This window comes from Bacillus sp. 05T21, assembly GCF_056396785.1.
Genome location: NZ_JBFTMD010000015.1, coordinates 1 through 24309 on the forward strand (window position 1 = coordinate 1; position 24309 = coordinate 24309).

The following is a 24309-nucleotide window of genomic DNA, read 5'->3' on the forward strand; positions in this document are numbered from 1 at the left end:
GGGGCAGACGCACAGGACTTAAAATCCTGCGGTGGGTGACCACCGTGCGGGTTCGACCCCCGCCCTCGGCACCATATGCGCCCGTAGCTCAATTGGATAGAGCGTTTGACTACGGATCAAGAGGTTAGGGGTTCGACTCCTCTCGGGCGCGCTTTTATTAACGGGAAGTGGCTCAGCTTGGTAGAGCACCTGGTTTGGGACCAGGGGGTCGCAGGTTCAAATCCTGTCTTCCCGATTTTCCCAAAAACATGGGGCCTTAGCTCAGCTGGGAGAGCGCCTGCCTTGCACGCAGGAGGTCAGCGGTTCGATCCCGCTAGGCTCCACTTTATTTTTTATATGTCGGAGGTATACCCAAGTTCGGCTGAAGGGATCGGTCTTGAAAACCGACAGGCGGCGAGAGTCGCGCGGGGGTTCGAATCCCTCTACCTCCTCCATTTTTTAAAAAAGTGGTTTAGTTACATATAAAAATGAATAAGATATTAATTTTTCCTTCATGGAGGTATACCCAAGTTCGGCTGAAGGGATCGGTCTTGAAAACCGACAGGCGGCGAGAGTCGCGCGGGGGTTCGAATCCCTCTACCTCCTCCATTTATTTTTAAAACATAATATCGTCGCGGGGTGGAGCAGTACGGTAGCTCGTCGGGCTCATAATCCGAAGGTCGCAGGTTCAAATCCTGTCCCCGCAACCAATGGTCCCGTGGTGTAGTGGTTAACATGCCTGCCTGTCACGCAGGAGATCGCCGGTTCGACCCCGGTCGGGACCGCCATTTTATGTTGGCTCGGTAGCTCAGTCGGTAGAGCAGAGGACTGAAAATCCTCGTGTCGGCGGTTCGATTCCGTCCCGAGCCACCATTTTTTTGTTTTTTTTTATGCCGGCTTAGCTCAATTGGTAGAGCAACTGACTTGTAATCAGTAGGTTGGGGGTTCAAGTCCTCTAGCCGGCACCATTTAGGGGCATAGTTTAAAGGTAGAACTGAGGTCTCCAAAACCTCCAGTGTGGGTTCAATTCCTACTGCCCCTGTAAAGTATATGGGCCTATAGCTCAGCTGGTTAGAGCGCACGCCTGATAAGCGTGAGGTCGATGGTTCGAGTCCATTTAGGCCCACCATATATATTCCGCAGTAGCTCAGTGGTAGAGCTATCGGCTGTTAACCGATCGGTCGTAGGTTCGAGTCCTACCTGCGGAGCCATGGCCCGTTGGTCAAGTGGTTAAGACACCGCCCTTTCACGGCGGTAACACGGGTTCGAATCCCGTACGGGTCATAAAAAAAGAGTCAGCATATTGCTGACTCTTTTTTATTATGTATAAGCCTCTTTTTATCACCTTATTTTCCCGAAATAAATAAAGGGATTTAGGAAAAGCTATGGTATGTATTAAAAGGAGGAGATGAAAAATGACGCAAGTTAGAGAACTTATGAGTACTCATATCGTACATTGTACACCATTAGACAATGTATATGAGGCAGCTGTAAAAATGAAGGAAGAATCGGTTGGATTGATTCCTGTTATTGAAAATAAACAAGTTGTTGGGCTTGTTACTGATCGAGACTTAGTTGTTCGTGGGATTGCTGAAAAACATCCTGGATCTAATCAAATTACAAATGTAATGACAACAAACATTGTTTCAGTTTCTCCAGATGATTCTATTGAAAAAGCTACAGAATTAATGGCACAATATCAAATTAGACGGTTACCGGTAGTTGAGAGCGGTCAACTTGTTGGGATGCTAGCACTAGGTGATTTAGCTATAAGAAAATCAGCAGATGATCAAGCAGGGTTTGCTTTAAGTGAAATCTCAGAGCATATGGAATAAATTATGTATAAAAATCAGATACATTATTCTAGTATATGCGGATTAAACTAATATGTTAGCGTGATGTATCTGAGACATTATATAATAAGTATAGAGTCAATATTTTTGACAGTTTTTTTAAATTTGTCATTCCTAATTTTTAATAAGAGAAAAAATGATATACTGAGAGATATAAGTATTATGATAGATTTTGAATATAACAATATTTATTGTTAATGATGTAATAATGAATTAATATTTCCTACGTAGATAAAGTGAAACTTTAATTATTGGGGGGTGTCCATCCCCCAATAATTATTAGTTGAACCAATCGGGCTTTTATAGGCAGTTTTATCTCCCACCTAACTTCCTCGTATTCGCAGAATTTTGAGGTGGGAGTCTTACTGCCCGCAAATAGCGGGATAAAAAGGGAAGGGGAATTATATGAGGGCTGTACAGGGCGATCCAAATTGGAATTTGGTTACAGATACATATATAGAACCAAATAATTTCGCTGAGTTATTTTCTTTGCTTGTACCTTGTCATCCAAAAGGTGAAGGGAAAGAGCGAACTATATTAGTATGGAAAGAAAAAGAATTTTATAAAGAAGAGAATTTAGCGCCATTTATCGTATATGGCATGAATAAAGTAAAGAATTTACCGCAGTTTCATAAAGATGAAATTCCAACTCTAGTACGTATTCTTCGTTTATGTCAAGAGATTGGTTGGTATGAAGAGGCAAATGCTTTTATGATAACCCAAGGGCTAGATGAATTTGTCCGAACTTCATTGGAGTATGAAACATGGGATCTTTTGACGAAAGCAGTTGCTTTAAACTATTTAATTATTAAATATCGTATTGGTGAATTAACAGCTGAGGATGTAGAAATTTGGGAGCGAGTTAAATTTAATGAGAAATGTATAACAGATTGCAAACATCTATTATCTCATAAAGAAGTATTGGAATTTACATTCTTTTATATGTGTAAGCGAGCTAAGCTACTGTCAAAAGAGCAATTAAATAGTGATATGATGAGTCTGGCAATGTATTGTAATACTTTTGTGTATGATTTATATACACATGACTTATTACGAAAGTATCGTAAGTGTACAGACTTCCTATCATATTATGGACCTAGTCAAGCAGTTTTAGCTTGTCAAAGAGCTGTACTTTCACAAATTTCCGATCGATTAGACCCTTTAAAGACAACTCATGTAGATGATTATTTATATGTGATGAAAGAAATGATGGAGCATATGACGATAGGGGTAATGGATCGGTATGGTCATTTTATTGGAAAGCTACTATCATATGTACCATTTTTCGAAATGATCCAAGTTCCACAGCATGCATATTATTGTGAAGAATTACTGTATATTTGTAAGGGAATTGAATACAAAGAAGAAATACTACGCAATTATATATTTATACAATTACATGATTGTTTACCATCATTCTTTAAACTATTTCTTAAAAATAAGCGTTATGCAACGATTCATGATATTCTTTTCTATTGGTGCGACGATGAACAAAGAATGAGCTTAGAGAAAAAATATAATCTTAGTTTTATTTATGAAAAATATGCTTGCGGATAAACCTTATTTTACATATTAAAAATTAATATAAATTAAAAAGGATCTCAAGTTTATGTGAGATCCTTTTTTGTTAGTAAAGCAAGGAGAAAGTAACTAAGATAAGAAATAACATTCCATAAAGGAGAAATTGTGCAGTATAACTTCTTTGTATACCAAAAAAAGTATTCATTTTTTCATATAAATTCAATATATATTTCATTGGATTATCTTTGAAAGATTGGTACACAGTGTCTCCTCTTTCTAAGCTTCTTGTTCATGTTTTTGGTTATTAGGAACATGAACGTATCTAGCTATGAATAATAAAACACCTATAAAGAATACAGGAAGTACGGTAGATAAATAAAAACCATTACTAATTATATTTGTTATAAGAGCACTTAAAAGAAAAATCACATTATAAATATGGGCAATTTTTTGTTTTAGCCGCATTTGTAATGCTTCCATAATGATTTCTAAAGCAACAAAAGCAATAATAATAGATAAAAATACAGTGTTCGTATTATAAATGATTAAGCAACAGATTAAACCTAAAAAGGCCAGGTATTCAATAAAGAGAGGTATATTGCGTGGCATATAATTTACCTAACTAAATATGGCAGTGGGTTTACTGCATTTGTTTTTTCAAAATTCCATTCCCCATTATGTAATTCAAAATGGAGATGTTGCCCGTATGAATGACCTGTGTTTCCCATATGACCTACTAATTGTCCAGTTTGTACTTGATCACCAGCTTGTACAGTGCGATCCTTCATATGAGCATAAACTGTTGTATATAATTTCCCATTTATTTGATGGGCGATGAACACGACATTGCCGTAGCTAGCCGAATAATAAGATTTCACAACCTTACCTGCAGCAGCAGCTTGGATAGAGACATTTCCTTGTGCTGCTATATCTATACCATAATGCATTTGCTCCCAGCGCATATCAAAAGTGGAGCTGATTTTCCCTTGAGTAGGGAATTTGAAAACTGCTGGAATTGATGCAGGTGGAGCTGTTTCAGCGTGTGCTTGATTTTGATTTTGCACTACATAGTGTTTTGCTACATATCCGTATCCTGTGCCAAAACGAATTTTATACCAAGTACCTACCGTTTCTACTACTTGTACTTGTGTACCATTTTGTAATGAGCCAAGTAGAGTGCCACTTGTGCTAGCATTGCTACGTACATTTAATTTTGGTGTTGCAACAGTATACGAAGGAGAACCTTGTACTGTTACACCTTTTACTAGAGGTGTGGATCCATTAGATACAAATGTTTTTTGTACGTAACCAATTTGACCGTTATGTAATATTTTGTACCAATCCCCTTGTTCACCTTGAATGGTAATGAATTGACCATTTGGTAATATATCTAGAATAGAAGACTCTGTATTAGGTTCAGAACGAACGTTTAATGCGTTTGCATTTACGATATATTGAGACTTTGGTTGAACATTTTTTTTGAATAGAATTGCATCTTTTTTCATATAGCCTGTTTTGTTGTTAACAGATACTTTATACCAATCTTGAGTTGTCTCAAGAATAGTAACCGGGCTATTAAATCGAATGTTATCAATTATTGCACTGTCTGTATGGCTATTTTGATGTAGTGCAACGTTGTCAATTTTTACATATCCAGTTTTTACTGTAGATGGTTGCTTAGCAGCCGCTGTTTGTATATCGGATTCTCCCATAGAAGGAAGTAAAGAAGCAATTGCGATAGTAGTTGCTGTTAAAGCTGTAGCTTTATTCATGTAATAAAGACCTCCTCTAGTTGTATAGTTGTAATTTTATTATAGTATAAAGATATAATATATTGGTCGTATTCACATAAATGTAATATGAAATCAATAAAAATAATGTCAGAAGAGAGATTCGTATATAAATATTGTATATATCATTTGTGAGGTCGCATTTATATTTGTTTAACACGTTAAGAATTAATTCTTAATTAAGAAAATTAAAACAGTTGATGATGTCTTATGGCGGTGTTATACTGACAGTGATAATTTTATAGTTTGCTAGGAGGGCTGGTGTTGCCAGCTGAGAGTAGGGCCGTAAGCCTTTGATCCTTTTTATTACCTGATCTAGATTATGCTAGCGTAGGGAAGCAATTCGGACATTAACAATGAGTCCCCGTTTCTTTGCGTATAGAAACGGGGCTTTTTTATTTGAAAATTTCATATTAACACCACTAGGGGTGCTTTTCGTGCTGAGAGAGGAATAATCCTTAACCCTTACAACACCTGATCTAGATAATACTAGCGAAGGGAAGTGGAACAACGAATAAATTATAATTTTATTTGCTGTAACCACTTCTTATATACAGAAGTGGTTTTTTTATTGAGATAAATAGATATACAGGAAGGGGAATTATTAATGAAATTTTGTGAAAGATTATTTGATACGGTGCAGCCTGTTTGGGAGAAAAGTCATAATCATCCGTTTGTAGTAGGTATGGGGGATGGTACGTTGGAAAAAGACAAATTCCAGTACTATATTATTCAAGATTATTTATATTTGTTAGATTATGCAAAGCTATATGCAATTGGAGTTGTAAAGGCAACGAATCCACAAGTTATGGCAAAATTTGCAGAGCAAATTGATGGGATTTTAAATGGAGAAATGACGATCCATAAACAGTATGCAAACAAACTTGGCATTACTGTAGAGGAGATAGAATCTGCGAAACCATCTGCTAAAAATTTAGCCTATACAAATTACATGATGTCTGTATCTCAAAATGGCACACTTGCAGAATTAATATCAGCTTTACTTCCATGTATGTGGAGTTATTGGGAGATTGGAAAGCGTTTAAATGATATTCCTGGAGCAAGAGATCATGAGTTCTTTGGAGAGTGGATTCAAGGATATAGTTCTGAAGAATACGGTAACCTTTGTATTTGGTTAATAGATTTATTAAATGAAATGGCAGTTGGAAAGTCAGAGAAAGAGCTAGACCGATTAGAGGAGATTTTCTTATATTCCAGCCGATTTGAATATTTATTCTGGGATATGGCTTATCGTAAGGAGATGTGGGGTTTTGAGGAGCAAGAACATACTACAGTTTCATAATGTTTCCTTTCATTATGATGAGAAACCAATCATCGATGAATTAAATGCTTCTATACAAGATAAAGAGTTTGTAAGTATTATCGGACCGAGTGGATGCGGGAAAAGTACTTTATTTCGCCTTATTACAGGCTTAGAAGAGGCAAGTACTGGACAGATAGAGCTGACAAAAACAAAGAGTCATCCTGTAGGGTATATGCCCCAAAAAGATATGCTCTTGCCGTGGAGGACGATTATTGAGAATGCGGCCCTGCCGCTAGAGTGCCAAGGTGTGCAGAAGAAAGAAGCGCAAGTAAAAGCGAAAGAACTGTTACATAAATTTGGTTTACAAGGGTACGAGAAAAAATATCCGAAAGATTTATCTGGTGGTATGAGGCAACGCGTATCTTTTATCCGAACTTTATTAACAGGCGGGGAGATATTATTGTTAGATGAACCTTTTAGTGCATTGGACGCTTTAACGAAGGCATCTTTGCAAGAATGGTTGTTTGAACAATGGAAAGAGTGGGAAAAAACAATTTTATTTATCACTCATGATGTTGAAGAAGCATTGTTTCTTTCTAATCGAATTTTGGTTGTAGAAAATCAACCGATAGCAACTTTAACTGAGCGAATTGTGCCGCTTGATCGTAACCGAACAAGAAAAGATTTATATAAGCCTGAAGTGTTAGCGCTTAAAGAAGAGCTCCTTAGTATGTTACAAAGGCAGGTACTTATATGATGAATCGCTTGAAGGAGTTATTACCTGCCCTTATATTAAGTGGAATTCTACTTGCTCTATGGGAAGTAGGAGCAAGAATTGTAGATGAGATGTACATTTTGCCATCACCTTCTGCAATTGTAATGAAGATATGGGTGCTGAAAGATATATTATTCACGGTTCATTTACCTGCAACGTTGTACGTCGTTTTAATAGGCATTGTTATTTCTATCGTACTGGGCGTAGGGCTAGCAATGTTAATGAATGCGAGTACGTGGATGGAAAGAGCATTTTATCCGTTATTAGTTGCTTCACAAACAATCCCGATTACTGCGCTTGCGCCGCTCTTCGTTTTATGGTTTGGATATACCATCTGGAGCAAGGTTGTTGTTACCGTTTTAATTACGTTTTTCCCAATTGCGGTCAATACGTATGATGGACTGCGTAGTACGAAAAAAGAATGGGAGGAGCTCTTAGTCACGTATGGTGCAACAAAAAAAGATATTTTTCTAAAGCTAAAGTTGCCATCTGCTCTTCCTTACTTTTTCTCAGCGTTAAAAATTGCAGTTCCGCTTAGTGTGATCGGGGCAGCAATTGGAGAATGGCTCGGTGCACAAGCTGGGCTTGGATATTTCAGTAAAAGAATGATGACACAGTTAGACGGAGCTGGTGTATTTGCACCAATTGTATTGTTATCATTATTAGCTATTTTCTTCGTCATACTTATTTCCACATTAGAAAAGAAATTCATTAGTTGGAGGAAACATTCATGAAATTATTAAAACGCATCTTTGTGTTTACATTATTAGTTGCAATGATTGCAGGATGTTCGAGTAACTCGGCATCAGATAAGAATAAATCAGAAAAAGAAATAACAGTAATGCTTGATTGGTACCCGAATGCGGTACATAGCTTTATTTATACGGCAATTGAAAAAGGATACTTTAAAGAAGAAGGAGTCAAGGTGAATATTAAATTCCCTTCTAATCCGACTGATCCATTAACGCTAGCGGCAGCAGGGAAAGTGACCGTTGGCTTGTATTATCAACCAGATGTTGTCATGGCAAAAGCAAATGAACAAATTCCAGTGAAATCAATTGGAGCTGTCGTACGTTCGCCGTTAAATCATGTTGTATCGCTGAAATCAGCAGGTATTAAGTCACCTAAAGACTTAGAAGGAAAAACAGTTGGATATTCTGGGACCCCTTTAAGTGAAGCATATTTAAAAACGATGGTAAAAGAAGATGGTGGTAATCCAGATACAGTAAAAGTAGTCGATGTTGGATTTGATTTAGTACCAGCGTTAATTACGAAAAAAGTGGATGCTGTAACAGGAGCATACATTAACCATGAAGTACCTGTTATGCGTCATGAGGGCCATGAACCAGCGTACTTTAATCCAGCTGATTACGGTGTGCCGAATTATCATGAGCTTGTGTTTGTAACAGGTGATAAAACTTTGAAAAAGGATAAAGAAGCATTACAGGCCTTTTTACGTGGTGCGAAAAAGGGATATGATTTCATGAAGAAAAATCCGGATGAAGCATTAAATATTTTATTAGATCATCAAGAAAAAGAAAACTTCCCACTTGTACCAGAAGTTGAAAAAGAAAGTATGAAAATTTTATTAGAGAAGATGGAAACGAAAGATGAGCCATTCTTATCGGATTCAAAAGAGTCATGGGAGAAACAAAATAAATGGTTGAAAGACAAAGGAATGGCGAAAGAAATTGTTCCAGCCGATGAATTATTCGAAAACATTTTAAAGTAGGCGAATGAATATGAAAAATGAGCTTCATGTAATCTCAAATGGCCATATGCCATTTGAAGAATTAGTGAATGTAGCGATGCAAATTGAGAGTGAGATTGATTATTTGCATATTCGTGAGCGTGAGAAGAGCACGAAGGAATTGTATGAAGGTGTGGAAAGTCTTTTGGGGAAAGGCTTTCCGGCATCGAAGATAGTGATAAATGATCGAATTGATATTGCTATTCTATTAAATATTCCGCGTGTGCAGCTAGGATATCGAAGCGCAGATGTAAGGTCGGTGAAAGAAAAGTTTTCTTATTTGCATGTTGGCTATTCAGTACATTCTTTAGATGAAGCGATAGTGGCATTTAAAAATGGAGCGGATTCACTCGTTTACGGTCATGTATTTCCAACGGCTTGTAAAAAGGATGTGCCAGCAAGAGGATTAGAAGAAATTGCTCATATGGCAAGATGCTTATCCATACCAATAACTGCAATTGGTGGGATTACCCCTGAAAATACAGGTGATGTTCTTGCAAATGGTGTAAGTGGCATTGCTGTTATGTCTGGGATTATAAGCAGTAGTAATCCGTATAGCAGGGCGAAATCTTATAAGGAATCAATAAGAAAGTGGGCGGAAAAACATGTGTAAGAAGTATGATGTAGCGATTATTGGCGGAGGTGTAATTGGTAGCTCAGTTGCACACTTTCTAGCAGAAAGAGGGCATAAAGTAGCGATTATAGAGAAACAAAGAATCGCATCTGAAGCTTCGAAAGCAGCTGCTGGTTTGCTCGGTGTTCAGGCAGAATGGGATGCATATGATCCGCTGTTTGAGCTTGCTAGAGAAAGCCGTGCTATATTTCTACAACTTGCAGCAGTTTTACGTGAAAAAACAGGCATCGATATTGGGTATGAAGAAAAGGGCATTTATCGCATCGCTCAAAATGAAGATGAGAAGGAAAGAATTCTTCATATTATGGATTGGCAACAGAAAACAGGTGAAGATTCCTATTTTCTAACGGGGGACCATTTACGGGAAAAAGAGCCATTTCTATCCGAGTCAATTATAGGAGCGGTATATTATCCGAAAGATGGTCACGTTATTGCGCCAGAGCTTACGAAAGCATTCGCACATTCTGCAGCAATTTCCGGAGCTGATATATATGAACAAACAGAAGTGTTTGATATTCGTATTGAAAATAATAAAGTGACTGGAATTGTGACAAGCGAAGGTGTAATCACATGTGAAAAGGTCGTTATCGCCGGAGGATCATGGAGTACGAAATTGCTACATTATTTTCAGAGTGATTGGGGTACATATCCTGTTAAGGGGGAGGTTGTTGCAGTAAGAAGCAGGAAACCTCTGTTGAAAGCTCCTATTTTCCAGGAGAGGTTTTATATTACGCCGAAGCGCGGTGGCCGTTATGTGATTGGGGCAACGATGAAGCCTCATACATTTAATAAATCTGTACAACCAGAAAGTATTACTTCCATATTAGAGCGTGCCTACACAATATTGCCTGCTTTAAAAGAAGCAGAATGGGAAAGTACGTGGGCTGGGTTAAGACCGCAGTCTAATCATGAAGCTCCTTATATGGGAGAGCATGAAGAAATAAAAGGTTTATATGCTTGTACGGGCCATTATCGAAACGGCATTTTATTAAGTCCTGTTTCTGGTCAGTATATGGCTGATTTAATAGAAGGAAAGCAGGAGAATCACTTGCTAGATTTATTGCTTTCTAAAATGGTTTAGAAAGGGGATGGAAGTTTGAATTTAAAAATTAATGGTAACCAAATTGAAGTACCAGAGAGTGTAAAAACAGTAGCTGGGCTACTTACACATTTAGAGTTAGATAACAGAATTGTTGTAGTAGAACGTAATAAAGATATTTTACAAAAAGATGATCATAACGATACATCTGTTTTTGATGGGGACCAAATTGAGATTGTAACTTTCGTAGGAGGCGGTTGATTATGTTAAACATTGGACAATTTTCATTTCATTCTAGACTTTTATTAGGAACAGGGAAATTCCCTGATTTTGATGTGCAGCAAAAGGCAATTGATGTTTCTGAGGCTGAGATTTTAACATTCGCAGTACGTCGTATGGATATATTTGATGCGAAGCAGCCTAATTTATTAGAGAAACTTGATGTAAAAAAATATACGTTATTACCGAATACAGCAGGAGCAAAAAATGCTGAAGAAGCTGTTCGTATTGCAAAATTAGCAAAAGCTTCTGGACTTTGTGACATGATAAAAGTAGAAGTTATTGGTGATGATAGAACGTTATTACCTGATCCAGTAGAAACGTTAAAGGCATCTGAAGTGTTACTAGAAGAAGGATTTATCGTTCTTCCTTACACATCTGATGATGTTGTATTAGCACGCAAACTACAAGAACTTGGTGTACACGCGATTATGCCAGGAGCATCACCGATTGGCTCAGGGCTTGGTATTGTAAATCCATTAAATTTAAGTTTCATTATTGAACAAGCGACAGTACCAGTTATCGTTGACGCTGGTATTGGTAGTCCAGCTGATGCAGCATTTGCAATGGAATTAGGAGCAGATGGTGTGTTATTAAATACTGCAGTATCTGGAGCGAACGATCCTATTAAAATGGCATACGCAATGAAATTAAGTATTGAGGCAGGACGATTAGGGTTTGAAGCAGGTCGTATTGCACGCAAGCGCTGTGCGACAGCAAGTAGTCCTTTAGAAGGAATGAGCGTAGTTGAATAATCGATATTCTCGCCAAGAACTATTTTCTCCAATTGGGGAAGAAGGGCAACAAAAGCTAGGGGAAAAGCATGTACTTATTATCGGTGCGGGTGCATTAGGTAGTGCAAATGCAGAGATGTTTGTAAGGGCAGGCGTTGGTAAGGTAACAATTGTTGACCGCGATTATGTAGATTGGAGTAATTTACAAAGGCAGCAATTGTATGCAGAGCGTGATGTAGAGAATAACCTTCCGAAGGCTGTGGCGGCAAAAAAACGTCTAGAAGAGATTAATAGTGAAGTAAGAGTAGAAGCTCTCGTTCAAGATGTAACGGCTGAAGAATTAGAAGAACACGTTACAAATGTTGATGTAATCATCGATGCGACTGATAATTTCGAAACGCGTTTCATTGTGAATGATGTAGCGCAAAAATATTCTATTCCATGGGTTTACGGGGCATGTGTAGGAAGTTACGGTCTTTCTTATACTATTCTTCCAGGCAAAACGCCATGTTTATCTTGTTTATTACAATCGATTCCACTTGGCGGAGCGACATGTGACACAGCGGGGATTATATCACCTGCTGTATCTCTCGTCGTTTCTCATCAAGTAACGGAAACACTTAAACTGCTAGTAGAAGATTATGACTCGCTTCGAGATGGGCTGGTGTCATTTGATGTATGGAAAAATGAATATTCATGTATGAATGTGCAAAAGATTCGTAAACATAATTGTCTATCGTGTGGTGAACGGGCAGTATATCCATATTTAAATAAGGAAAACACTTCAAAAACAGCAGTGTTATGCGGGAGAAATACAGTTCAAATTAGACCACCTCATAAAGAGGAAATGGATTTTGAACAATATAAAAAATTGCTGAATGATCGTGTGAATGATTTAAATGTAAATCCATATTTATTATCATTTTCGGTTGAAGAAAAGAGATTAGTTGCTTTTAAAGATGGCCGTGTACTTGTACATGGAACGAAAGATATAAGCGAAGCGAAAACAATTTATCATCGCTATTTTGGGTAGAAAAGGATGAGTGGAATGAAAGTGAATAAAGCTTTAACAATTGCAGGGTCTGATAGCGGAGGCGGCGCTGGGATTCAGGCGGATTTAAAAACATTCCAAGAGCTTGGTGTGTATGGAATGACGGCTATTACAGCAATTACTGCTCAAAATACGCTTGGCGTTCAAGGGGTATATCCTGTTTCTTTAGAAGGAATTACGGAACAGCTGAATTCAATTGGTACGGATTTAACGCCAGATGCTGTAAAACTAGGAATGTTATTTAGCAGTGAAATTATTCAAATTGTTGCAGAACATATTAAAAAATTCGGCTGGAATAATATTGTGCTAGATCCTGTTATGATTGCAAAAGGCGGGGCATCATTATTACAACAAGAAGCAGTACAAGCATTAAAAGAATATTTATTGCCAGTAGCAACTGTTGTAACACCGAATGTTCCTGAAGCAGAAGTGTTAACTGGAATGGAGATTCATAATGTAGAAGATAGTAAGGAAGCTGCAAAAGTATTGCATGAATTAGGAGCTAAATATGTTCTTATGAAGGGCGGACATGCAGAATATCAAGGTAATGAAGTAATTGATTTACTCTTTGATGGAGAAGAGTTTATTGAATTTAGAAGCGAGCGAATTCCTTCGAAGCAAACGCACGGAAGCGGGTGTACATTTGCTTCAGCGGTTACAGCAGGACTTGCGAAAGGCTACTTGATGGAAGATGCGGTTCAAGAAGCAAAACGATTTATTAGTATAGCGATTGAAGAGCCGTTGAATATTGGAAGTGGTCATGGGCCGACGAATCATTTTGCGTATAAATTGAATAAAGCGCGTGCATAAGTGAAAATTCAACCAGTGGGGCTATATCCTCACTGGTTATTAAGGTTAATGATTAATAGAAGTTTAATATATGGTAGTGAATTTGATTTAGTTATCTTGTTTAAATGCGTCCTTTTAGATAAATAAAATATATAAAAGGTGTGATGATATTAATATGAAAAATATAAGGTATGGAATCATAGCTTTCTTATTATTACTTAAGTATTTACTATAAATTAATAACAAACAAGAAATTAAAAAAATGATTTCTAGTGTAGTACGGAATTCAGTATAACTAGTAATAGTAACTAAAATCGCTAGAATTAAAAGTAACGAATTACCTAGAATGTTTATTATTTTAATAAAATTATTCTTTTTATCCTCGGTCATATAGCATCCTCGTTTCACGTTTAATTTTTAATCATTTCTTTATTTAGTATTATTACAATACGACTCATGAAAATTCCTATTGAATATAAATATTTATAATGTCTAGCAACAATGAAAAATCCACCTTAAGGATTTTTCATTGTTTACTTTTTCCAAATACAGGAGTAATATATCAGCCAGAATACATTTTTTGTAATACGCTGAGTCCAAATGTATGGAGCGGAGGAACCAATTTGTGCGTCGTCACTAGGGGTGAATCTTTCAATGTTGAAAGTAGGGCTACTCTCAAAGTCCGAATCCGACAGCTAACTTCGTAAGCGTCTTGAGAGAGGGCGGTGCCATGATGGATATATCACTTCGTCGGTCTGATTAGTATAGGAGAATATCAATCTATGTTTGAGTTCTTTTATGCTAAGGAGGATGAGGTACATGGAATTAACGCTTATTTGCGTTGGAGAAAAAAACAAGGTAAAGAGTTTAAGAGAGCTAGTAGCATTTCAGCATGAGTTAATTATTTTTACAGCCAATGAAGAGATAGCGGCTGAAGTTAGAGAGTATGGGTTTGAATCAGCTTATAGCTGTAATAAGGAGAAGGATTTTACTAGTATTTGCACACGTATTAAGAAGGTGATTTTACTAGGGGATGAGCTTCCGATAGTTAGTTTCTTCACAGAACACATTCGTTTTTCTTTTCAAGCGCCTATTACTGTTGTTACAAAGAATAAACGATATCCGGCCAGGCTCTATGAAACAATTGGAGCTAAATTTGTAGTGTTTACGAACTGTGATAATATTTCTTTTTTATTTTTTGAATAAGGTGGGGGAAATGAAGATGAAAGTGTTGTTACTAGGAGATATAGCGAATCGTTGGGCGATATCGGTAGAGCGAGTTCACGAATTGGTAGTGCTCGATCCTCTTTTTCCAGGGCCATATATTATATTACCATCAAAAGATGTTTTGTATTTAGAGGCGGATATTACCGAATATGAGCAGTTACATGCAGAATTATCACAAGTTTATATTCGAGGGAGAAATTTGCGTGCTTTTTTGCGTGGAGAATAAAGGTTGAATGAAAAAAGAGCGAATGCTGAGTGCAACAAGCTATGCACTTCACGTCATTCGCTCTTTTTATTTCATATTTAAAAGATCATTTCTATGAAAAAAAAAGAAAACACAAGAAAATAGATGAAAGAATATTAATAATAAGCAATGTAAGCGTTTAAATGGCGGAATTTTTTCTTATTTTAAGTAATTTGCCTCTTTACAAGTTAAATTTAGAGGAGTATATTTACTCTCATAAATCATTCATGAAATTTCCAAAAAAAACCTAAAATCGCTGAGTTCCAGAAATGGAGCGGGGGAACCAATTTTGTGCATCGTCACTTGGGGTGAATCTTTCAGTTTTGAAAGTAGGGCTACTCTTTAGGCCCGAATCCGACAGCTAACCTCGTAAGCGTTTAGAGAGGAGGTTTACTTTGTGTTGTTCGTTTCGAACACTAAGTAGAGCTTAGTGTTCTTTTTTTGATAACTATATGGTAAAATTTAACAAAAAGTGAGGGGTAGTTATGTTAGATGTCGTAATGATCGGTATTTTTGTTGGGTTAGTCGCATCGATGGCAAGTCTTGCAAGTTGGTCAGATAAAGTTGTGAAAGAAGGGAAGCAATCATGATGATTGCCTTATCGGTTATTGTTGCAGCGATTACGGTGTACTTAGTGTACGCATTATTAAATCCAGAAAAGTTTTAATTAGGGGGAATCATTCATTATGATTTGGGTTGCAGTCGTTATTACAATGCTCTTGTTTATTCTAGTAGCAAAGCCAACGGGGATTTATTTAGAAAAAGCTTTTCAAGGTAGCAAAACGCTAGATAAAGTATTTGGGCCTTTTGAAAAACTTATTTTTAAAATTACGGGTGTAAAAGCATACAATCAAACGTGGAAACAGTACGCATTATCATTAGTTTTACTCAATGGATTTATGATTGTTGTCGTATATTTCATTTTCAGATTACAAGGTGTGCTGCCGCTAAATCCAGCGCATATTGAAGGAATGGAGCCTACACTCGCTTTTAATACGGCAATTAGTTTTATGGCTGATACAAACTTACAGCATTATAGCGGTGAAAATGGTTTATCTTATTTATCACAATTAGTCGGAATTACATTTTTAATGTTTGCGGCACCAGCAACGACGTTAGCGCTCGTTATGGCTTTTATAAGAGGACTCGCTGGAAAAGAACTCGGTAACTTTTTCGTTGATTTTACGAGAGCATTAACGAGAGTTTTTCTTCCTATCGCATTTATTGCGGCGTTAGTCTTTGTCGCACTTGGTGTACCACAAACGTTAGATGGAGCAGTTACAGCACAAACAATTGATGGTGCGAAGCAAAGTATTTTACGTGGTCCAGTTGCATCATTCGTTTCAATTAAGGAACTTGGAAATAACGGCGGTGGATTTTTCGGGGCAAACTCTACACATCCTTTTGAAAATCCAGGGCAAATGAGTAATATTTTGCAAATGATGCTTATGATGTTATTGCCAACAGCACTTCCATTTACGTACGGACGAATGGTAGGAAATAAAAAACAAGGTCGTATCCTTTTCGTTTCACTATTCATGGTATTTTTACTAGGATTTATAACGATTACAACATCTGAATTACATGGAAATCCAGTATTGAACCAAACGGGTATCCAGCATGTGCAAGGAAGCACAGAAGGAAAAGAAGTACGATTTGGAACAGTATTTTCTTCACTATACGCAACAGTAACGACAGCCGCTGAAACAGGGGCCGTGAATACGATGCATGATACGTTAACACCGATTGGCGGGCTAGTACCACTCGTAAATATGATGTTAAATACAGTATACGGCGGTGTTGGAGCAGGCTTTGTTAACATTATCATGTATGCAATTATTGCAGTCTTTATATCTGGGTTAATGGTTGGACGGACACCAGAGTTTTTAGGTAAGAAAATTGAAGGGAAGGAAATGAAATTAATTGCGGTAACGATATTATTTCATCCATTGCTTATTTTAGGATTTTCGGCATTAGCTCTTTCAACAAGTTTAGGAACGGATGCAATTTCTCATTCCGGTTTCCACGGTTTAACGCAAGTTGTTTATGAGTATACATCATCAGCTGCGAATAACGGATCTGGATTTGAAGGATTGAGGGATAATACACCGTTTTGGAATATTACGACTGGTTTAGTTATGTTTTTAGGACGCTATTTCAGTTTAATTACGATGCTAGCTGTTGCAGCTTCACTGAAAGAGAAGACGGTAGTACCAGAAACAGTCGGAACGTTCCGTACAGATAATGGTTTATTTGGAGGGATATTTATCGGAACAATTGTAATTGTTGGTGCGTTAACATTCTTCCCGATGTTAGTACTCGGCCCAATTGCAGAATTTCTTACATTGAAGTAATGGAGGGTAAATGATGAGACCGGTAGTAGTAAAAGAAAAACAAGTAGATCAGTCACAAATACATGCTGTAGAAGATGAGGTTAGACAAGCGAAAACGATGGATCGTGATATCGTGACACATGCGATGAAACAATCCTTTGCGAAATTGAATCCGAAAGTAATGATAAAGAATCCGATTATGTTCGTTGTGGAAATTGGATTTATCATTACGTTAATTTTATCCTTTCTTCCAAGTAGTTCTAGTAGTGTACCAGGGTGGTTTAATATAACAGTTTCTCTCATTCTATTATTTACAGTTTTATTTGCTAACTTTGCAGAAGCTTTAGCTGAAGGGCGTGGTAAAGCGCAAGCTGATTCTTTAAAACAATCGAAGAAAGATGTGTTTGCAAATGTTGTAAAAGAAAATGGAGACATTGTTCAAGTTTCAGCAACTGAGCTGAGAAAAGGTGACGTTGTTATTGTAAAACAAGGGGAAATGATTCCGAATGATGGTGAAGTAATTAAAGGATTAGCGTCTGTAGATGAATCAGCAATTACAGGGGAATCAGCTCCTGTTATAAAAGAAGCAGGTGGCGATTTTTGTTCAGTAACAGGCGGAACGATGGTCGTAAGTGATGAGATTACGATTGTGATTACGAGTAATCCTGGTGAATCATTTATTGATAAAATGATTTCTTTAGTAGAAGGAGCTGCTCGTCAAAAAACGCCGAATGAGATTGCTTTAAATACAGTATTAACGAGCTTAACTCTTATTTTCTTAATCGTTGTTGTGACGTTGCCGATTTTTACAAATTATTTAGGGTTTCAAATTGATACAGCTGTACTTGTTGCATTGTTAGTTTGTCTAATTCCAACGACAATTGGTGGGTTATTATCGGCAATTGGTATTGCTGGGATGGACCGCGTAACAAAGTTCAATGTATTAGCAATGTCAGGGAAAGCAGTAGAAGCTGCGGGTGATATTAATACAATTATTTTAGATAAAACAGGTACGATCACTTTCGGGAACCGGATGGCACATACACTACTCCCTGTAGGAAATGAAACGATTGAGCAAGTAGGAAAATGGGCTGCGATTAGCTCAGTTTTAGACGAAACACCAGAAGGTCGATCAGTTATAGAATATGTACAAACGAAATCTATATCATATAATAGAGAACTTGCAGAACAAGGTGAATTTGTTCCGTTTAAAGCAGAAACGAGAATGAGTGGTGTTGATTTACAGGATGGAACGAAAGTAAGAAAAGGTGCTGTTGGTGCCGTTATTGAATGGGTACAATCAAAAGGCGGAACGATTCCGAAAGATGTGAATCAAAAAGCAGATTTAATTTCAAAAGAGGGCGGAACACCACTTGTAGTTGCGGTGGATGATCGTATTTACGGTTTAATTTATTTAAAGGATACAGTAAAACCTGGTATGCGTGAGCGTTTTGAACAATTGCGCCAAATGGGAATTAAAACGGTTATGTGTACAGGGGATAACCCATTAACAGCAGCAACAATTGCAAAAGAAGCAGGGGTAGATGAATTCGTTGCCGAGTGTAAACCAGAAGATAAAATTGCAGTTATTAAAGCAGAGCAAGATAAAGGTAAACTTGTAGCGATGACAGGTGATGGTACAAATGATGCCCCGGCATTAGCGCAAGCTGACGTTGGGTTAGCGATGAATAGTGGTACGACAGCTGCGAAAGAAGCAGCAAATATGATCGATTTAGATTCGAATCCAACTAAAATTATTGAGGTTGTAGGAATCGGTAAGCAATTGTTAATGACACGAGGTGCGTTAACGACGTTTAGTATTGCGAATGATATTGCAAAATATTTTGCAATCATTCCAGCAATGTTTACACTTGCGATTCCGCAAATGGAAGCATTAAACATTATGAAATTAACATCACCGCTTTCAGCAATCTTATCAGCATTAATATTTAATGCGGTTATTATTCCGTTACTTATTCCGCTAGCGATGAAAGGTATCGCATATAAACCAATGAGTTCTAATGCATTGCTTAGCAGAAACTTACTCATTTACGGGCTTGGCGGAGTGATCGTTCCATTCATTGGAATTAAAGTAATTGATATGATTGTCGGCTTGTTCATATAAGGAAGAGGGGAAAAAAGATGGCGGAAAAACAAAGTATACTTTCACCAATTATTCGTATTACTTTTACGTTCTTAGTCTTGTGCGGCCTTGTATACCCGCTTATTGTAACTGGTATTGCGCAAGCGGTAATGAAGGATAATGCGGATGGAAGTCTTATATATAATGATAAGGATGAAGTAGTTGGTTCAAAATTAATCGGTCAAAATTTCACAGATCCACGTTATTTTCATGGACGTGTTTCTAGTATAGAATATAAAGCAGAAGCATCTGGCTCAAATAACTATGCGCCGTCTGATCCAGATTTAGCAAAACGAGTTGAGAAAAGTATTGAAGACTGGAAGAAACAAAACCGGGCCATTCCAGTTACAGAAGTACCGATAGATTTAGTGACGAATTCGGGTTCAGGGCTTGATCCTGACATTAGTCCAAAAGCGGCTTCTGTGCAGGTAGATCGCATCTCGAAATTAACGAATATTCCGAAAGAAAAGCTAGATCAACTGATTAAGGATCAAACGGAAGGTGCTGCACTCGGCTTGTTTGGAGAAGATCGCGTGAACGTCTTAAAGTTAAATTTAGAATTACAGAAATTAATGAAATAGTAACAGTGCTACCTCAATCTAACGGATTGGGGTAGTGTTGTTTCGAAAGAAAGGTTGTGAGTGTTTTGTATGCGGATGACTATAAACCGACGTTTCAAAGGCGAACACCAGAAGAGTATTTAGAATATATTCGTCAACAAAATCGAGGGAAGTTAAAGCTATATGTAGGAGCGGCTCCAGGAGTAGGGAAAAGTTATAAAATGCTCTATGATGCTAGGGAAATGAAAAAAGACGGTATTGATATTGTAGTTGGTTTAATTGAAACACACGGTAGAAAAGAGACGGAAGAAGCAATTGCTGATTTAGAAAAAGTTCCTTTAAAAGAAATAGATTATAAAGGGAAAGTATTTTATGAACTTGATGTAGAAGGAATTATAAAGCGGGCACCACAAATTGTTGTTGTGGATGAACTTGCGCATAGTAATATTCCCGGGTCGAAAAATAAGAAACGTTACATGGATGTGCAGGAATTGTTAGATGCCGGTATATCTGTATTATCAGCATTTAATATTCAACATTTAGAAAGCGTTCATGATATTGTAGCTCAAATTACGAATGTCAAAGTACGAGAGCGTATTCCAGACTTTATTTTACAAAAAGCAAATGAAATTCAGCTTGTTGATGCAACACCTGAGGTACTCCGGAAGAGATTAATAGATGGAAAGATATATAAGGAAGAAAAAATTCAACAAAGCTTACAAAACTTCTTTACGATAAATAATTTAGGGGCATTAAGAGAGTTATCACTTCGAGAAGTTGCAGATGATATGGATGAGAAAATTAGCCAAACAGTAATAGAACCGATCGGTGTGAAAGAAAAAATTCTCGTTTGTGTACAATACAGTTCAACAGCAGAGAAATTAATACGGAGAGGTTGGCGCATGGCTGATCGGCTAAATGCTGAATTGTATGTGTTAAACGTTGAAAGAGAAAATATAGATTCTATTTCAGCTGGCAAAAAGCAAACGATTGAAGAATGGAAATCGCTAACGAATCAATTTGATGCGAGCTTTGTATTAGAAGAAGCAAAGGGAAGAAAGCCCGCTGATGTTATTATTGAAGTTGCAAAAAGACTACAGGTGACACAAGTTTTACTCGGGCAATCGGCGAGAACACGGTGGGAAGAAATACGAAAAGGTTCTATTGTAAATGAAATTATGAGACAAACGAAGTATATTGATATTCATATCGTTGCTGATCAAAGAGCTTAAGAGACCATCTATAGGTCTCTATTTTGCTTTTTGTGCAGCATGGGAATGTAACATTTTCATTGCGTATAAAACTATAAGTAGAAATGTAACTGCTCCTATAAAGAAAATCCAAAAGTAATTTTGATTAAATAAAAGAAACCCAGCTACAATAGGTCCTGTACCCATGCCAAAATAGCGAATGAAGTTGTACATACCGATAGCTGTTGCGCGTTCTTGTACGAATTCTTCCGTTAATAAAGTAGTGTGAGTTGGCATAGAGAGTCCCATGCTAAAACCGTATAAAGAGGTAACGATAATGATGATTGGGATATTGATGCTATATGTGAAAGAGAATAAAGTGATACATATAATATTGAAGAAGCTAGTGATGAATAAAGCTTGCTTTGTTGTGAACCGTTCTTGCAAAAATTTGTAGCAATAACTTCCTAACATAATAGAAAGGGACATTGGTACAAACATAAGACCAATTTCACTTGCGTGTAGATGATATATATTTGTTAATATGCTAGGCAAAAAAACGAGGAAACAGAAATACATACAAAATTGAATAAAGCCAATAAGTGTAATAGAAAATCCAGTTTTATTTTTTAAGATAAGCCAGTAATTCTTTTTTGCTTTAGGTTGCTCAATTACATTTGGTTTTGTTTCTGGAAGTAGTGAAATGTTTATAATTAATAAGATGATGCCAATTGTAGATAAAAACAGAAATACAGATAAGTGGCCATTTATACTGCCGAGATAACCACCTATGAGAGGGCCGATCGCAGGTGCGAGAGCAAGTAACATTTGATAAAGGCTCATCGCTTCTCCGCGTTCTTTTCCTTCAAATAAATCACCGATAATAGTTGCTGCAACTATAGGTATAGCCGCTATTCCTAAAGCTTGAACAGCTCTAAAGAATAGAAATAAGTAAATGTTAGGTGAGAAAGCACAACCAATTGAGCCGATTGTACTAATAATTAAACTAGGGATAAGGACAGATTTTCTGCCCTTTGTATCAATTAAAGGTCCGTATATGAGCTGCATAACCGCAAGAACGAATGTGAAAAGTGAAACGGTTAAATTTACAAGATAAAGAGAAGTATGAAACGAATTTTGAATCATCGGCAAGATAGGTGTATAAATATTTTGAGCGAAGGAACCGAGTAAGGCACTCATACAGACAACATATAAAATGAAATTCAGTTTGGTTTTTTCCATAATGTTAACCTCCTTGTCATTTAGTTTCCTTGGAAACTAAATTAATTTTAACATGATTTTCTAACTTGTAAAGATGGAGAAATGATTTTAAAATGGTATATAGTTAAATTGTTTCTTTGGAAACTTAGGAGGCGAACGGATTGGAACGTACAGCGAAACAAATGGAAATACTTTCGGATATTCGTACACTTTTTCATAAAAAAGAAGAGCAGTTGAAAGGAAATAATGAGAAGTTTCTTCGTGAGACAGGTGTAAGCGGTATGTCTTTATCTGAGTTACATGTTATCGAGTGTATCGGAAAAAAGGGTCTTATGAATGTAACGGCTATTACGACAGAAATGGGAATGACGAAGGGTGCAATCTCTAAAATTTGTACAAAGTTGTTTCAAAAGCAATTCGTTGAGAAAATGCAAATGTTAGATAATCAAAAAGAAATTTTCTTCCGCTTAACGGAAAGAGGAAATGAAATATATAAAGCTCATGAAAAATTGCATAAACAAGCTGAAGAAAAGTGGCTGTTACTTTTAGATGGATATACGAAAGAAGAGCAAGATTTTATTCAAAGGTTTATAAAGGATGTCTCTGGTCATTTGGAAATATAATTGGAGGAAAAAATCCCTCCATTTCAAGCCTTTTAAATATAATTTCTGAAAGAACTCATATATAATAGAAAAAGATACTTAACATAGTGAATAATTAAAGAGTCAATATATATAAAGAGGAGAGAATAACATGCTTGAAAATACGGGATTAGTATTAGAAGGCGGCGGTATGCGTGGTGTATATACGGGCGGGATACTAGAATACTTTATGGAACAAGATGTATATTTTCCATATGTAATCGGTGTATCAGCTGGTGCTTGTCATGCAGCGTCGTATCTTTCCAGACAAAGAAATAGAAATAAAACGGTCAATATTGATTATGTATCACACCCACAATATTTATCTTATAAAAACTTATGGAGAAAACGTCAGTTATTTGATATGGATTTCATTTTTCATGAAATACCAGAAAAGCATGTGCCGTTTGATTTTGAAACATACTTTAATAGTCCCGAACGCTTCCTTGTAGGAACGACGGATTGTGAAACAGGGCAGTCTGTTTATTTTGAAAAAGAGGGAACGAATGATGATGCGCTAAATTTATTACAAGCGTCTAGTTCATTACCTTTTATTGCACCAGTAGTAAATTACCGTGGTAAGCAATTGTTAGATGGCGGGATTTCTGATCCGATTCCAGTCCGTAAAGCACAGGAGGATGGATTTAAAAAATCAGTCGTTATTTTGACGAGAAATCATGGTTACGCAAAGAAAAAATCAAAGTTTGGATGGGTTGCAGCGAAAGCTTATAAAAAGTATCCAAACCTTGTTAATACGATGCTAACTCGTTATGAAGTGTATAATGAAACACTTCACTACATTGAAAAAGAAGAGCAAGCGGGTAATTTATTTGTTATTCGCCCGGAAGTGCCTCTTCAAGTAGATCGTATGGAAAAAGATGCGGCAAAACTACAAAGTTTATATGAGCAAGGCTATGAAGATGCAAAGAGACAATTTGCAGATTTACAGGCGTTTTTGCAAAGTTAAAAACCTCTATATAGAGGTTTTTTTATTTATGGTATAATATGGATAAAAATATGTGGAGAGGTGATACATATGGAAAATGTATATAAAGGGGTTAGACATACTGGATTTACTGCAATGCTTATTTTTGGTGGTGTATTTCTACTTCGTTGGTTCATCCATGATGAAATGCTACTGGATCAGCTTATTGGGTTTAGTGTAGGAATGATGATGGTTATTTCATCAGTTTTCATTCAAAAGTATAGTAAAGAATTACAGGTAAACGAAAAATATTAAAGGTTTCTAACCTCTTTTATATTTTTTCATAGTTAAGTAGTTTCGTCTTAGA

Annotated in this window: 26 protein-coding genes, 13 tRNA genes and 4 riboswitches; of the genes, 36 read left to right on the plus strand and 3 right to left on the minus strand. The window is 36.8% G+C overall.

Features of this window, described 5'->3' with window-relative positions:
- Nucleotides 1–77 precede the first annotated feature (77 nt).
- The 15 genes from AC1DKZ_RS21720 (at nt 78) to AC1DKZ_RS21790 (ending at nt 3389) form a co-directional block, all read left to right on the plus strand.
- Nucleotides 78–151, plus strand: a tRNA-Arg gene (locus AC1DKZ_RS21720).
- Between the two features lie 10 nt (nt 152–161).
- Nucleotides 162–235, plus strand: a tRNA-Pro gene (locus AC1DKZ_RS21725).
- 15 nt (nt 236–250) lie between these two features.
- Nucleotides 251–323, plus strand: a tRNA-Ala gene (locus tag AC1DKZ_RS21730).
- An 18-nt stretch (nt 324–341) separates the two neighbouring features.
- Nucleotides 342–434, plus strand: a tRNA-Ser gene (locus tag AC1DKZ_RS21735).
- 61 nt (nt 435–495) lie between these two features.
- Nucleotides 496–588 (plus strand) — tRNA-Ser (locus AC1DKZ_RS21740).
- A 24-nt stretch (nt 589–612) separates the two neighbouring features.
- Nucleotides 613–689, plus strand: a tRNA-Met gene (locus tag AC1DKZ_RS21745).
- 2 nt (nt 690–691) lie between these two features.
- Nucleotides 692–767 (plus strand) — tRNA-Asp (locus AC1DKZ_RS21750).
- A gap of 9 nt (nt 768–776) precedes the next feature.
- Nucleotides 777–852 (plus strand) — tRNA-Phe (locus AC1DKZ_RS21755).
- 19 nt (nt 853–871) lie between these two features.
- Nucleotides 872–947, plus strand: a tRNA-Thr gene (locus AC1DKZ_RS21760).
- Nucleotides 948–950: 3 nt separating this feature from the next.
- A tRNA-Trp gene (locus AC1DKZ_RS21765) sits at nt 951–1021 on the plus strand.
- Nucleotides 1022–1031: 10 nt separating this feature from the next.
- Nucleotides 1032–1108: transfer RNA gene (locus AC1DKZ_RS21770), tRNA-Ile, on the plus strand.
- A 7-nt stretch (nt 1109–1115) separates the two neighbouring features.
- Nucleotides 1116–1190: transfer RNA gene (locus AC1DKZ_RS21775), tRNA-Asn, on the plus strand.
- Nucleotide 1191: 1 nt separating this feature from the next.
- Nucleotides 1192–1263 (plus strand) — tRNA-Glu (locus AC1DKZ_RS21780).
- 131 nt (nt 1264–1394) lie between these two features.
- Nucleotides 1395–1814, plus strand: a complete 420-nt coding sequence (locus tag AC1DKZ_RS21785) for a CBS domain-containing protein (protein ID WP_002010634.1) — start codon at nt 1395–1397, stop codon at nt 1812–1814.
- Between the two features lie 423 nt (nt 1815–2237).
- The gene (locus tag AC1DKZ_RS21790; protein WP_113936776.1) at nt 2238–3389 is read left to right on the plus strand and encodes a DUF3965 domain-containing protein; all 1152 of its coding nucleotides are present in this window, start codon (nt 2238–2240) and stop codon (nt 3387–3389) included.
- 240 nt (nt 3390–3629) lie between these two features.
- On the opposite strand, the gene AC1DKZ_RS21795 is transcribed toward AC1DKZ_RS21790, so the two are convergent.
- Both AC1DKZ_RS21795 and AC1DKZ_RS21800 read right to left on the minus strand, forming a co-directional pair.
- Complete coding sequence (locus AC1DKZ_RS21795; protein ID WP_002010638.1) at nt 3630–3962, minus strand: hypothetical protein; 333 nt, start codon at nt 3960–3962, stop codon at nt 3630–3632.
- 5 nt (nt 3963–3967) lie between these two features.
- Nucleotides 3968–5125 (minus strand): SH3 domain-containing protein, encoded by a 1158-nt coding sequence (locus AC1DKZ_RS21800; RefSeq protein ID WP_404445995.1) that lies wholly within the window; start codon nt 5123–5125, stop codon nt 3968–3970.
- Between the two features lie 259 nt (nt 5126–5384).
- Nucleotides 5385–5497: riboswitch (TPP riboswitch) on the plus strand.
- Between the two features lie 60 nt (nt 5498–5557).
- A riboswitch (TPP riboswitch) is annotated at nt 5558–5661 on the plus strand.
- Between the two features lie 89 nt (nt 5662–5750).
- Here AC1DKZ_RS21800 and tenA point away from each other — a divergent pair.
- The 18 genes from tenA (at nt 5751) to kdpDN (ending at nt 21197) form a co-directional block, all read left to right on the plus strand.
- Entirely contained in the window at nt 5751–6446 is a 696-nt protein-coding gene (gene tenA, locus AC1DKZ_RS21805; RefSeq protein WP_002140424.1) for a thiaminase II, read from the plus strand.
- Nucleotides 6415–7164, plus strand: coding sequence for an ABC transporter ATP-binding protein (locus tag AC1DKZ_RS21810; protein ID WP_476997017.1), 750 nt, complete (start codon nt 6415–6417; stop codon nt 7162–7164). Before tenA ends, AC1DKZ_RS21810 begins: the two co-directional genes overlap by 32 nt.
- Nucleotides 7164–7916 (plus strand): ABC transporter permease, encoded by a 753-nt coding sequence (locus AC1DKZ_RS21815; RefSeq protein WP_113936784.1) that lies wholly within the window; start codon nt 7164–7166, stop codon nt 7914–7916. Before AC1DKZ_RS21810 ends, AC1DKZ_RS21815 begins: the two co-directional genes overlap by 1 nt.
- Nucleotides 7913–8914 (plus strand): ABC transporter substrate-binding protein, encoded by a 1002-nt coding sequence (locus AC1DKZ_RS21820; RefSeq protein ID WP_404446004.1) that lies wholly within the window; start codon nt 7913–7915, stop codon nt 8912–8914. Before AC1DKZ_RS21815 ends, AC1DKZ_RS21820 begins: the two co-directional genes overlap by 4 nt.
- 10 nt (nt 8915–8924) lie before the next feature.
- Complete coding sequence (tenI, locus tag AC1DKZ_RS21825) at nt 8925–9545, plus strand: thiazole tautomerase TenI (RefSeq protein ID WP_113936771.1); 621 nt, start codon at nt 8925–8927, stop codon at nt 9543–9545.
- Nucleotides 9538–10647 carry a glycine oxidase ThiO gene (gene thiO / locus AC1DKZ_RS21830; protein WP_476997018.1) on the plus strand — a complete coding sequence of 370 codons (1110 nt, stop codon included), beginning with the start codon at nt 9538–9540 and terminating at the stop codon, nt 10645–10647. The genes tenI and thiO overlap by 8 nt, the downstream gene beginning before the upstream one ends.
- A 15-nt stretch (nt 10648–10662) precedes the next feature.
- The gene (gene thiS, locus AC1DKZ_RS21835) at nt 10663–10866 is read left to right on the plus strand and encodes a sulfur carrier protein ThiS (RefSeq protein WP_001049509.1); all 204 of its coding nucleotides are present in this window, start codon (nt 10663–10665) and stop codon (nt 10864–10866) included.
- Between the two features lie 2 nt (nt 10867–10868).
- Nucleotides 10869–11639: a thiazole synthase gene (gene thiG, locus AC1DKZ_RS21840; protein WP_476997019.1), complete on the plus strand. Its 771-nt coding sequence runs from the start codon at nt 10869–10871 to the stop codon at nt 11637–11639.
- On the plus strand, nt 11632–12651 hold the full coding sequence (thiF, locus tag AC1DKZ_RS21845; RefSeq protein WP_431181350.1) for a thiazole biosynthesis adenylyltransferase ThiF: 1020 nt from the start codon (nt 11632–11634) through the stop codon (nt 12649–12651). Before thiG ends, thiF begins: the two co-directional genes overlap by 8 nt.
- A 6-nt stretch (nt 12652–12657) precedes the next feature.
- A complete protein-coding gene (gene thiD, locus AC1DKZ_RS21850; RefSeq protein ID WP_476997020.1) occupies nt 12658–13479 on the plus strand; it encodes a bifunctional hydroxymethylpyrimidine kinase/phosphomethylpyrimidine kinase in 822 nt (273 codons plus the stop codon).
- A gap of 557 nt (nt 13480–14036) precedes the next feature.
- Nucleotides 14037–14184, plus strand: a riboswitch (cyclic di-AMP (ydaO/yuaA leader).
- Nucleotides 14185–14277: 93 nt separating this feature from the next.
- Entirely contained in the window at nt 14278–14664 is a 387-nt protein-coding gene (locus tag AC1DKZ_RS21855) for a hypothetical protein (RefSeq protein WP_002010661.1), read from the plus strand.
- Nucleotides 14665–14680: 16 nt separating this feature from the next.
- Entirely contained in the window at nt 14681–14911 is a 231-nt protein-coding gene (locus tag AC1DKZ_RS21860; RefSeq protein ID WP_016101779.1) for a hypothetical protein, read from the plus strand.
- Nucleotides 14912–15173: 262 nt separating this feature from the next.
- A riboswitch (cyclic di-AMP (ydaO/yuaA leader) is annotated at nt 15174–15319 on the plus strand.
- A gap of 95 nt (nt 15320–15414) precedes the next feature.
- Nucleotides 15415–15519: a SipW-dependent-type signal peptide-containing protein gene (locus AC1DKZ_RS21865; RefSeq protein WP_000887888.1), complete on the plus strand. Its 105-nt coding sequence runs from the start codon at nt 15415–15417 to the stop codon at nt 15517–15519.
- A complete protein-coding gene (gene kdpF, locus AC1DKZ_RS21870; protein ID WP_000972378.1) occupies nt 15516–15596 on the plus strand; it encodes a K(+)-transporting ATPase subunit F in 81 nt (26 codons plus the stop codon). The genes AC1DKZ_RS21865 and kdpF overlap by 4 nt, the downstream gene beginning before the upstream one ends.
- A gap of 19 nt (nt 15597–15615) precedes the next feature.
- On the plus strand, nt 15616–17283 hold the full coding sequence (kdpA, locus tag AC1DKZ_RS21875) for a potassium-transporting ATPase subunit KdpA (protein WP_431181353.1): 1668 nt from the start codon (nt 15616–15618) through the stop codon (nt 17281–17283).
- Nucleotides 17284–17296: 13 nt separating this feature from the next.
- On the plus strand, nt 17297–19387 hold the full coding sequence (gene kdpB, locus AC1DKZ_RS21880; RefSeq protein WP_219300003.1) for a potassium-transporting ATPase subunit KdpB: 2091 nt from the start codon (nt 17297–17299) through the stop codon (nt 19385–19387).
- Between the two features lie 17 nt (nt 19388–19404).
- Nucleotides 19405–19986, plus strand: a complete 582-nt coding sequence (gene kdpC / locus AC1DKZ_RS21885) for a K(+)-transporting ATPase subunit C (RefSeq protein ID WP_476997021.1) — start codon at nt 19405–19407, stop codon at nt 19984–19986.
- Nucleotides 19987–20042: 56 nt separating this feature from the next.
- A complete protein-coding gene (gene kdpDN, locus AC1DKZ_RS21890; protein ID WP_476997022.1) occupies nt 20043–21197 on the plus strand; it encodes a KdpD-like non-kinase potassium sensor in 1155 nt (384 codons plus the stop codon).
- Nucleotides 21198–21215: 18 nt separating this feature from the next.
- Here kdpDN and AC1DKZ_RS21895 read toward each other — a convergent pair whose 3' ends face one another.
- Nucleotides 21216–22397, minus strand: coding sequence for an MFS transporter (locus AC1DKZ_RS21895; protein WP_476997023.1), 1182 nt, complete (start codon nt 22395–22397; stop codon nt 21216–21218).
- A 161-nt stretch (nt 22398–22558) separates the two neighbouring features.
- Between AC1DKZ_RS21895 and AC1DKZ_RS21900 the strand changes: the two genes are divergently transcribed.
- The 3 genes from AC1DKZ_RS21900 to AC1DKZ_RS21910 all read left to right on the plus strand — a co-directional run bounded on the left by AC1DKZ_RS21900 (nt 22559) and on the right by AC1DKZ_RS21910 (nt 24257).
- Nucleotides 22559–22999 (plus strand): MarR family transcriptional regulator, encoded by a 441-nt coding sequence (locus AC1DKZ_RS21900; RefSeq protein ID WP_372585447.1) that lies wholly within the window; start codon nt 22559–22561, stop codon nt 22997–22999.
- Nucleotides 23000–23129: 130 nt separating this feature from the next.
- Nucleotides 23130–23984: a patatin-like phospholipase family protein gene (locus tag AC1DKZ_RS21905; RefSeq protein WP_427327650.1), complete on the plus strand. Its 855-nt coding sequence runs from the start codon at nt 23130–23132 to the stop codon at nt 23982–23984.
- Nucleotides 23985–24053: 69 nt separating this feature from the next.
- The gene (locus tag AC1DKZ_RS21910) at nt 24054–24257 is read left to right on the plus strand and encodes a hypothetical protein (RefSeq protein WP_404493393.1); all 204 of its coding nucleotides are present in this window, start codon (nt 24054–24056) and stop codon (nt 24255–24257) included.
- Nucleotides 24258–24309 lie beyond the last annotated feature (52 nt).

What these genes read in the sequence shown, in the direction of transcription:
- AC1DKZ_RS21785 (WP_002010634.1), top strand. Translation starts at nt 1,395, where the DNA reads ATGACGCAAGTTAGAGAACTTATGAGTACTCATATCGTACATTGTACA.
- AC1DKZ_RS21790 (WP_113936776.1), top strand. Translation starts at nt 2,238, where the DNA reads ATGAGGGCTGTACAGGGCGATCCAAATTGGAATTTGGTTACAGATACA.
- AC1DKZ_RS21795 (WP_002010638.1), bottom strand. Translation starts at nt 3,962, where the DNA reads ATGCCACGCAATATACCTCTCTTTATTGAATACCTGGCCTTTTTAGGT.
- AC1DKZ_RS21800 (WP_404445995.1), bottom strand. Translation starts at nt 5,125, where the DNA reads ATGAATAAAGCTACAGCTTTAACAGCAACTACTATCGCAATTGCTTCT.
- tenA (WP_002140424.1), top strand. Translation starts at nt 5,751, where the DNA reads ATGAAATTTTGTGAAAGATTATTTGATACGGTGCAGCCTGTTTGGGAG.
- AC1DKZ_RS21815 (WP_113936784.1), top strand. Translation starts at nt 7,164, where the DNA reads ATGAATCGCTTGAAGGAGTTATTACCTGCCCTTATATTAAGTGGAATT.
- AC1DKZ_RS21820 (WP_404446004.1), top strand. Translation starts at nt 7,913, where the DNA reads ATGAAATTATTAAAACGCATCTTTGTGTTTACATTATTAGTTGCAATG.
- tenI (WP_113936771.1), top strand. Translation starts at nt 8,925, where the DNA reads ATGAAAAATGAGCTTCATGTAATCTCAAATGGCCATATGCCATTTGAA.
- thiO (WP_476997018.1), top strand. Translation starts at nt 9,538, where the DNA reads ATGTGTAAGAAGTATGATGTAGCGATTATTGGCGGAGGTGTAATTGGT.
- thiG (WP_476997019.1), top strand. Translation starts at nt 10,869, where the DNA reads ATGTTAAACATTGGACAATTTTCATTTCATTCTAGACTTTTATTAGGA.
- thiD (WP_476997020.1), top strand. Translation starts at nt 12,658, where the DNA reads ATGAGTGGAATGAAAGTGAATAAAGCTTTAACAATTGCAGGGTCTGAT.
- AC1DKZ_RS21855 (WP_002010661.1), top strand. Translation starts at nt 14,278, where the DNA reads ATGGAATTAACGCTTATTTGCGTTGGAGAAAAAAACAAGGTAAAGAGT.
- AC1DKZ_RS21860 (WP_016101779.1), top strand. Translation starts at nt 14,681, where the DNA reads ATGAAAGTGTTGTTACTAGGAGATATAGCGAATCGTTGGGCGATATCG.
- AC1DKZ_RS21865 (WP_000887888.1), top strand. Translation starts at nt 15,415, where the DNA reads ATGTTAGATGTCGTAATGATCGGTATTTTTGTTGGGTTAGTCGCATCG.
- kdpF (WP_000972378.1), top strand. Translation starts at nt 15,516, where the DNA reads ATGATGATTGCCTTATCGGTTATTGTTGCAGCGATTACGGTGTACTTA.
- kdpA (WP_431181353.1), top strand. Translation starts at nt 15,616, where the DNA reads ATGATTTGGGTTGCAGTCGTTATTACAATGCTCTTGTTTATTCTAGTA.
- kdpB (WP_219300003.1), top strand. Translation starts at nt 17,297, where the DNA reads ATGAGACCGGTAGTAGTAAAAGAAAAACAAGTAGATCAGTCACAAATA.
- kdpC (WP_476997021.1), top strand. Translation starts at nt 19,405, where the DNA reads ATGGCGGAAAAACAAAGTATACTTTCACCAATTATTCGTATTACTTTT.
- AC1DKZ_RS21895 (WP_476997023.1), bottom strand. Translation starts at nt 22,397, where the DNA reads ATGGAAAAAACCAAACTGAATTTCATTTTATATGTTGTCTGTATGAGT.
- AC1DKZ_RS21900 (WP_372585447.1), top strand. Translation starts at nt 22,559, where the DNA reads ATGGAAATACTTTCGGATATTCGTACACTTTTTCATAAAAAAGAAGAG.
- AC1DKZ_RS21905 (WP_427327650.1), top strand. Translation starts at nt 23,130, where the DNA reads ATGCTTGAAAATACGGGATTAGTATTAGAAGGCGGCGGTATGCGTGGT.
- AC1DKZ_RS21910 (WP_404493393.1), top strand. Translation starts at nt 24,054, where the DNA reads ATGGAAAATGTATATAAAGGGGTTAGACATACTGGATTTACTGCAATG.